At 51.7% G+C, this 1,019-nt stretch carries 1 protein-coding gene; it reads right to left on the bottom strand.

Annotated elements, in window-relative coordinates:
* On the bottom strand, positions 1-1,019 hold a 1,019-nt coding region (locus QUB20_RS28370; protein WP_333250807.1), incomplete at both ends, for a WD40 repeat domain-containing protein.

Genomic DNA, 1,019 nt, shown 5'->3' with positions numbered 1-1,019 from the left:
TCGGTGCCTGTCTCGGTGTCCCAGATTTTCAGGGTTTTATCGTCTGAAGCGGAAATCGCGGTTTTTCCGTCTGGTGCAATCGCCACTGCATTTACCAAGTTAGTATGACCCATGAGGGTTAATAGTTCGGTGCCTGTCTCGGTGTCCCAGATTTTCAGGGTTTTATCGTCTGAAGCGGAAATCGCGGTTTTTCCGTCTGGTGCGATCGCCACTGCTAGTACCGAGTTAGTATGACCCGTGAGGGTTAATAGTTCGGTGCCTGTCTCGGTGTCCCAGATTTTCAGGGTTTTATCCCTTGAAGCGGAAATCGCGGTTTTTCCGTCTGGTGCGATCGCCACTGCTAGTACCGCCCTAGTATGACCCGTGAGGGTTAATAGTTCGGTGCCTGTCTCGGTGTCCCAGATTTTCAGGGTTTTATCATGTGAAGCGGAAATCGCGGTTTTTCCGTCTGGTGCGATCGCCACTGCTAGTACCCAGCTAGTATGACCCGTGAGGGTTAATAGTTCGGTGCCTGTCTCGGTGTCCCAGATTTTCAGGGTTTCATCCTCTGAAGCGGAAATCGCTGTTTTTCCGTCTGGTGCGATCGCCACTGCTGTTACCCAGTCAGTATGACCCGTGAGGGCTAATAGTTCGGTGCCTGTCTCGGTGTCCCAGATTTTCAGGGTTTCATCCTCTGAAGCGGAAATCGCGGTTTTTCCGTCTGGTGCGATCGCCACTGCATATACCCAGTCAGTATGACCCGTGAGGGTTAATAGTTCGGTGCCTGTCTCTGTGTCCCAGATTTTCAGGGTGTCATCCCTTGAAGCGGAAATCGCTGTTTTTCCGTCTGGTGCGATCGCCACTGCTGTTACCCAGTCAGTATGACCCGTGAGGGTTAATAGTTCGGTGCCTGTCTCTGTGTCCCAGATTTTCAGGGTTTTATCGTCTGAAGCGGAAATCGCTGTTTTTCCGTCTGGTGCGATCGCCACTGCATATACCCAGTCAGTATGACCCGTGAGGGTTAATAGTTCGGTGCCTGT

Origin of the sequence: Microcoleus sp. B4-C2 (genome assembly GCF_036705265.1) — a bacterium.
Lineage (GTDB): Bacteria > Cyanobacteriota > Cyanobacteriia > Cyanobacteriales > Microcoleaceae > Microcoleus.
The sequence above is the reverse complement of the archived record's forward strand: the minus strand, read 5'-3'. Positions and strand labels throughout refer to the sequence as shown.